The sequence below is a fragment of the Mesorhizobium sp. M1E.F.Ca.ET.063.01.1.1 genome (genome assembly GCF_003998155.1).
In the GTDB taxonomy this organism is placed as follows: Bacteria; Pseudomonadota; Alphaproteobacteria; order Rhizobiales; family Rhizobiaceae; genus Mesorhizobium.
Window position 1 is genome coordinate 1 of the sequence record NZ_RZSC01000536.1, and the last position, 4,221, is coordinate 4,221.

Genomic DNA, 4,221 nt, shown 5'->3' on the forward strand with positions numbered 1-4,221 from the left:
CCATTGCAGCGCCCCGAACACGATGTAGTCGGCAAACAGCGGCGAGCTCCCGCCGATGAAGGGCTGGTAGGTCAGCATCGAGCGCAGCGGCTCCAGCGAGGCGCGGAAGCCTGCCAGTCCCGCATCACGGCCCGCCACCACCTCTTCCAGCTTCTTGCCCAAGCGCTGCTCGCGATTCTCGCGGAAATACGCCGCGTTCGCCTCGTCCTGCATGCCATGCAGGTCGGTAAGCGCTACGCTTGTGACGTAGGGATGGATGGTGAGTTGCGACCAGCGCTCGATGAAGCGCGCCATCGCCTTGCCGCCTTCGCCGGCAAACAGCGCCGGCCGCTCCGGATAGGCCTCGTCGAGATAGAGCGCGATGGCGAAGGAATCGGCCACCACGCGGTCGCCGTCGCGGATCACCGGCACCGTCTTCGAGACGCCGCCTTCGACCTTCGGCACTTCCAGGAAGCGCGTCGGCACCTTGGTGGCGTCGAGTCCCTTGTGCGCCAGCGCCATCTTCGCCTTCCAGCAATGCGGGCTGAACGGGCGTTGGGTGTCGTGGCCGACGAGGTCATAGAAGAGAATGGTCATTGCGGTTCCTGCGGGTTACGAAGAGCCGGGATTCGTTGCGAGCCGGATGGAAGAATGAAACAGCATTTCATGATGTTTGCAGCCTACAATCAATGGGCCAACGCGCGCATTTACGATGCCGCCGCCGACCTCAACGAGGAGGAGCTCGCTCGCGACGTCGGCGCCTTCTTCGGCTCGATGCTTGGCACGCTCAACCATCTGCTCGTCACCGACCGAGTCTGGATGAAGCGCTTTACGGGTGAGGGCGACGCGCCCTCAAACCTTGCGACGATCCTCCATCGCGCTTTCCCAGGCTTGCGCTTGGCACGCGAGGCCGAGGACAGGAGGATCGTCGACTGGGTGAGCGGCATGACCGACAAGGCGTTCACTGGACGTTTTTCTTATATGACGACCGACATGCGCACCGTCTCGCAGCGGCTGGCGCCGGCGCTCAGCCATCTTTTCAATCACCAGACCCACCATCGCGGCCAGGCGCATATGTGCCTCACCGTGCTCGGCAGGCCCTCGGTGCCGCTCGACCTGATGCTGTTCCAGCGCTCCGAGGAAGGCCGCGCCTACGCCTGATTGCTTGTTAACCAAGCTTGCATTGAAGCTAATATATTAGGACTTCGTTTGCGCTCGCGCTCCACAATAGGCCAGTCGCAGTGGGAGCAATGACATGCGCATCGATTTGTCCCCCACGAGTTGGGGCAGGGTAGCGCTGGTCACCTTCGCCGGCACGGCCTTCTTCATTGCCGCGGCCTTCTTTGTCGATTCCTTCAACTTTCCCTCGCTGTCGCCGGACGCGCTGCTCTGGGCAGAGCTCACCGACCTGTTCCTGCCGCTCGTCCTTGGCGGCTCCTTCCTGTTCTTCCTGATGTGGAAGATGCGCCAGTTGGCGATCGCCCAGAAAGAGCTCAGCATCGTCGCCGCGACCGACAGCCTGACGGCCGTCTTCAACCGCGGCGCCTTCTCGATGCTGGTGGAAGCCTATCTAGAGCAGGCGCGCGGCCATGCCGTCGCCGATACCGGCGCGCTGCTGATCGTGGACGCCGATCATTTCAAGTCGATCAACGACCGTCTCGGCCACGATTGCGGCGATCAGGCGCTGAAGCTGATCGCCAGGACGATCCAGGGCCAACTTCACGGCCCCGACATCGTCGGGCGCATCGGCGGCGAGGAATTCGCGGTCTTTCTTCCGGGCGCCGATGCGACGCGCTCCTTCCTGGTCGCGGAATCGATCAGGCTGGGCATCCGCGAGGCCGGGTTCGCGCCCGGCGGGCAGCCATGGCCTCTCTCGGTCAGCATCGGCGGCGTCGCCTTCAACGGACCCACCACCTATCACCACATGTTCCAGGTCGCCGACAGGCATCTCTACAAGGCGAAGTCGAACGGGCGTGACCAGGTAAGCTTCGAAAGTCCGCGCAACGTGTTGTTGGACGACGTCTCCAGCACGTTCCATTGATAGGTTGCGCGAAAACATCCGCTTCTTTGCCGCACGTTCGCAAACCTGCACCGGCAAGGCGAATGTTCTGTGCGATGTTTCACGCAAGGGACCGTTCTGTGCGCTGCTTCACGCAGTGGTATGTTCTATGCGATGTTTCACGCAGCGCCGGAAAACTTTCGTGGAATCTGGCCGGGGCAGCGGAAGGCTGGGTTGAACGAGAAAAACCCGCCCGAGAAAATCATCTCAGGCGGGTCTGGCGGGCCCTCCATCGGGCTGTGCGGGGCCTGCCAATATCAGGCGGCGAAGCCACCATGGGCGCGCGCGACTGGCTTCACCGAGACGATCGGCTGGTCGGACGGCCACAGGATGCCGGCCGTCACCGCGAAGGTGACCAGCGCGTCGCGCGCCGATTCGACGGAAATTTCTCCGGCCCGTGCGGCTTCGCAGGCCTTCACCGCGACGCCGTAGCTCAGCCGCCGGCGCGACGGCGGGAACTCGGTCAGGAACACATGCATGTCGGACAGCGAGGCTATCATGCGTTTGTGGCCGGCGCCGACACTGAGCGCGACCGGGGCGAAGGACATCCTGTCGTACATTTAGACCTCTCGGATTGGGCAGAGGATGGCGGGCTGCCACCCTCGGTCTTGGGGTAGGACGCCACACAACGCGCCTTGCGGCGCGAGGTTCCACGTTCGGGGATCTTTTCGCGCCTGCCCCGCCAGAGCTATTGGCCGGCGCCGGCGGTGATTGCCACTTCCGGTGGAAGTTGCGGAACCTGGTAGTGCGCCGACAACACCAGCAAGAGGATCGCGATCCCTGCGATCAGCGCCGCGGCGATGTTGACGAAAAGTTGGCCCGCCAGTTCACCGAGCCGCTGCCGCCAACTCATCGTCGATGGAATCAAGCGCATTTTCCACCTGTTTTCATGGGAGGCTCGAGGCCTGCGTCACGCGTCGACCATAGCATCCCGAGCTAGTCCCTCCAGCCTCTGTGGAGGCCGCAGCTCCAGACTCTATTCACGACCCAGTGGTGGTGATGCCAGCGTTTGTGCACCCTGACCATGCAGTCGCGATTGTGGCCGTAGCGGTATCCGCCTCGCATCTCATATCGGCCTCTGTAGCGCCAATCGTCGCGCATCTCGTATCGGTCTCTGTAGCGCCACTCGTCGCGCATGTGATGGCGGCGCCAGTAGTAATCGTCATCGTATCTGCCCATGCCGTCGTCGGTGGTTATGGTCAGGCTTACTGCCTGTGTCGGAACCGTCATTGGCGCCAAGCTAGCCACGCCCATCATGGCGGCGAGAATGAGATTCTTCATAACTGCCTCCTTGCATTAGATTTTACTAACGGAAATCCGTTGCCGGGTGAAAAGTTCCATGGAGAAGGCCGCAAACCGGCCGCGAGCGGCTTGGCGAGTTGGGGTGGAGGGTTCGGCGATGCTCGGGGCGGACGCTATTTCCACATGCCGCGCATGCGCGCGCCGAGATCGACCTTGACCTGGGGTTGGGTCCGCGGATCGTTCGCCATGCGCGCGCTCGCCCACGACGTCTGCTCGAAGGCTGAAAGCATCGAGGCCGGGATGAAGCGGGTGCGCGAGGCATAGATGTGGCGGTCGCCGCGCACCGGCTGGTTGTGCGGATAAAAGCGCTGCGGCACCACCAGATGCAGGCTGTCCTTCGCCCGCGTCATCGCCACATAGAGCAGCCGGCGCTCCTCCTCGATGTCCTCCTTGGTGCCGACGCCGAGATCGGCGGGGATGCAGCCGTCGACGGTGTTGAGCACGAAGACGTTCTTCCACTCCTGGCCCTTGGCCGAATGGATGGTCGACAGGATCAGATAATCCTCGTCGCGATGCGGCGGTCCGGCCTGGTCGCTGGTGGCATCCGGCGGGTCGAGCGTGAGCTCAGTGAGGAAGCGCTCGCGCGAGGGGTAGCCGGACGCGATCTGCTCGAGCTGCAACAGGTCGGCCCGGCGGGTGATCGCATCCTCATGGATGCGTTCCATATGCGGCTCGTACCACAGCCTGATCCGTTCGAGGTCGGCCGGCCATTTGGGACCGGCACGCAGCCCGCTGTAGATGTCGAGGAAGACCGGCCAGTCCTCTGCCGCGCGCTGAGGCGGCCGGAAGCGGGCAAGGCCCATCGTCTCGTCCAGCGAGGTGGCCATCGCCTCGACGATCTGCGAGGCGGCGGAAGGGCCGATGCCCGGCATAAGCTGCAG

General features: G+C 63.4%; 7 protein-coding genes. 2 read left to right on the forward strand and 5 right to left on the reverse strand.

Features of this window, described 5'->3' with window-relative positions; all coding sequences use genetic code 11:
* A partial coding sequence (locus tag EOA29_RS27310; protein WP_145969821.1) for a glutathione S-transferase family protein occupies positions 1–576 on the reverse strand: 576 nt, incomplete at its 3' end.
* 54 nt (positions 577–630) lie between these two features.
* On the opposite strand from EOA29_RS27310, the gene EOA29_RS27315 reads away from it, so the two are divergent.
* On the forward strand, positions 631–1,140 hold the full coding sequence (locus tag EOA29_RS27315) for a DinB family protein (protein ID WP_126095471.1): 510 nt from the start codon (positions 631–633) through the stop codon (positions 1,138–1,140).
* A 94-nt stretch (positions 1,141–1,234) separates the two neighbouring features.
* Positions 1,235–2,020: a GGDEF domain-containing protein gene (locus tag EOA29_RS27320; RefSeq protein ID WP_126095470.1), complete on the forward strand. Its 786-nt coding sequence runs from the start codon at positions 1,235–1,237 to the stop codon at positions 2,018–2,020.
* A gap of 275 nt (positions 2,021–2,295) precedes the next feature.
* Here EOA29_RS27320 and EOA29_RS27325 read toward each other — a convergent pair whose 3' ends face one another.
* The 4 genes from EOA29_RS27325 to EOA29_RS27340 form a co-directional block, all read right to left on the reverse strand.
* The gene (locus tag EOA29_RS27325; protein ID WP_126095469.1) at positions 2,296–2,598 is read right to left on the reverse strand and encodes a DUF982 domain-containing protein; all 303 of its coding nucleotides are present in this window, start codon (positions 2,596–2,598) and stop codon (positions 2,296–2,298) included.
* Between the two features lie 128 nt (positions 2,599–2,726).
* Positions 2,727–2,912: a hypothetical protein gene (locus EOA29_RS27330; protein WP_127221874.1), complete on the reverse strand. Its 186-nt coding sequence runs from the start codon at positions 2,910–2,912 to the stop codon at positions 2,727–2,729.
* A gap of 62 nt (positions 2,913–2,974) precedes the next feature.
* Complete coding sequence (locus EOA29_RS27335) at positions 2,975–3,319, reverse strand: hypothetical protein (RefSeq protein ID WP_126095467.1); 345 nt, start codon at positions 3,317–3,319, stop codon at positions 2,975–2,977.
* Positions 3,320–3,453: 134 nt separating this feature from the next.
* Positions 3,454–4,221: ATP-dependent helicase (locus EOA29_RS27340; protein ID WP_145969822.1), on the reverse strand; the 768-nt coding region annotated here is incomplete at its 5' end.

Bases quoted from the DNA above. Each gene is read 5' to 3' on its own strand.
- EOA29_RS27335 (WP_126095467.1), bottom strand. From the start codon at position 3,319: ATGAAGAATCTCATTCTCGCCGCCATGATGGGCGTGGCTAGCTTGGCG.
- EOA29_RS27325 (WP_126095469.1), bottom strand. From the start codon at position 2,598: ATGTACGACAGGATGTCCTTCGCCCCGGTCGCGCTCAGTGTCGGCGCC.
- EOA29_RS27315 (WP_126095471.1), top strand. From the start codon at position 631: ATGAAACAGCATTTCATGATGTTTGCAGCCTACAATCAATGGGCCAAC.
- EOA29_RS27330 (WP_127221874.1), bottom strand. From the start codon at position 2,912: ATGCGCTTGATTCCATCGACGATGAGTTGGCGGCAGCGGCTCGGTGAA.
- EOA29_RS27320 (WP_126095470.1), top strand. From the start codon at position 1,235: ATGCGCATCGATTTGTCCCCCACGAGTTGGGGCAGGGTAGCGCTGGTC.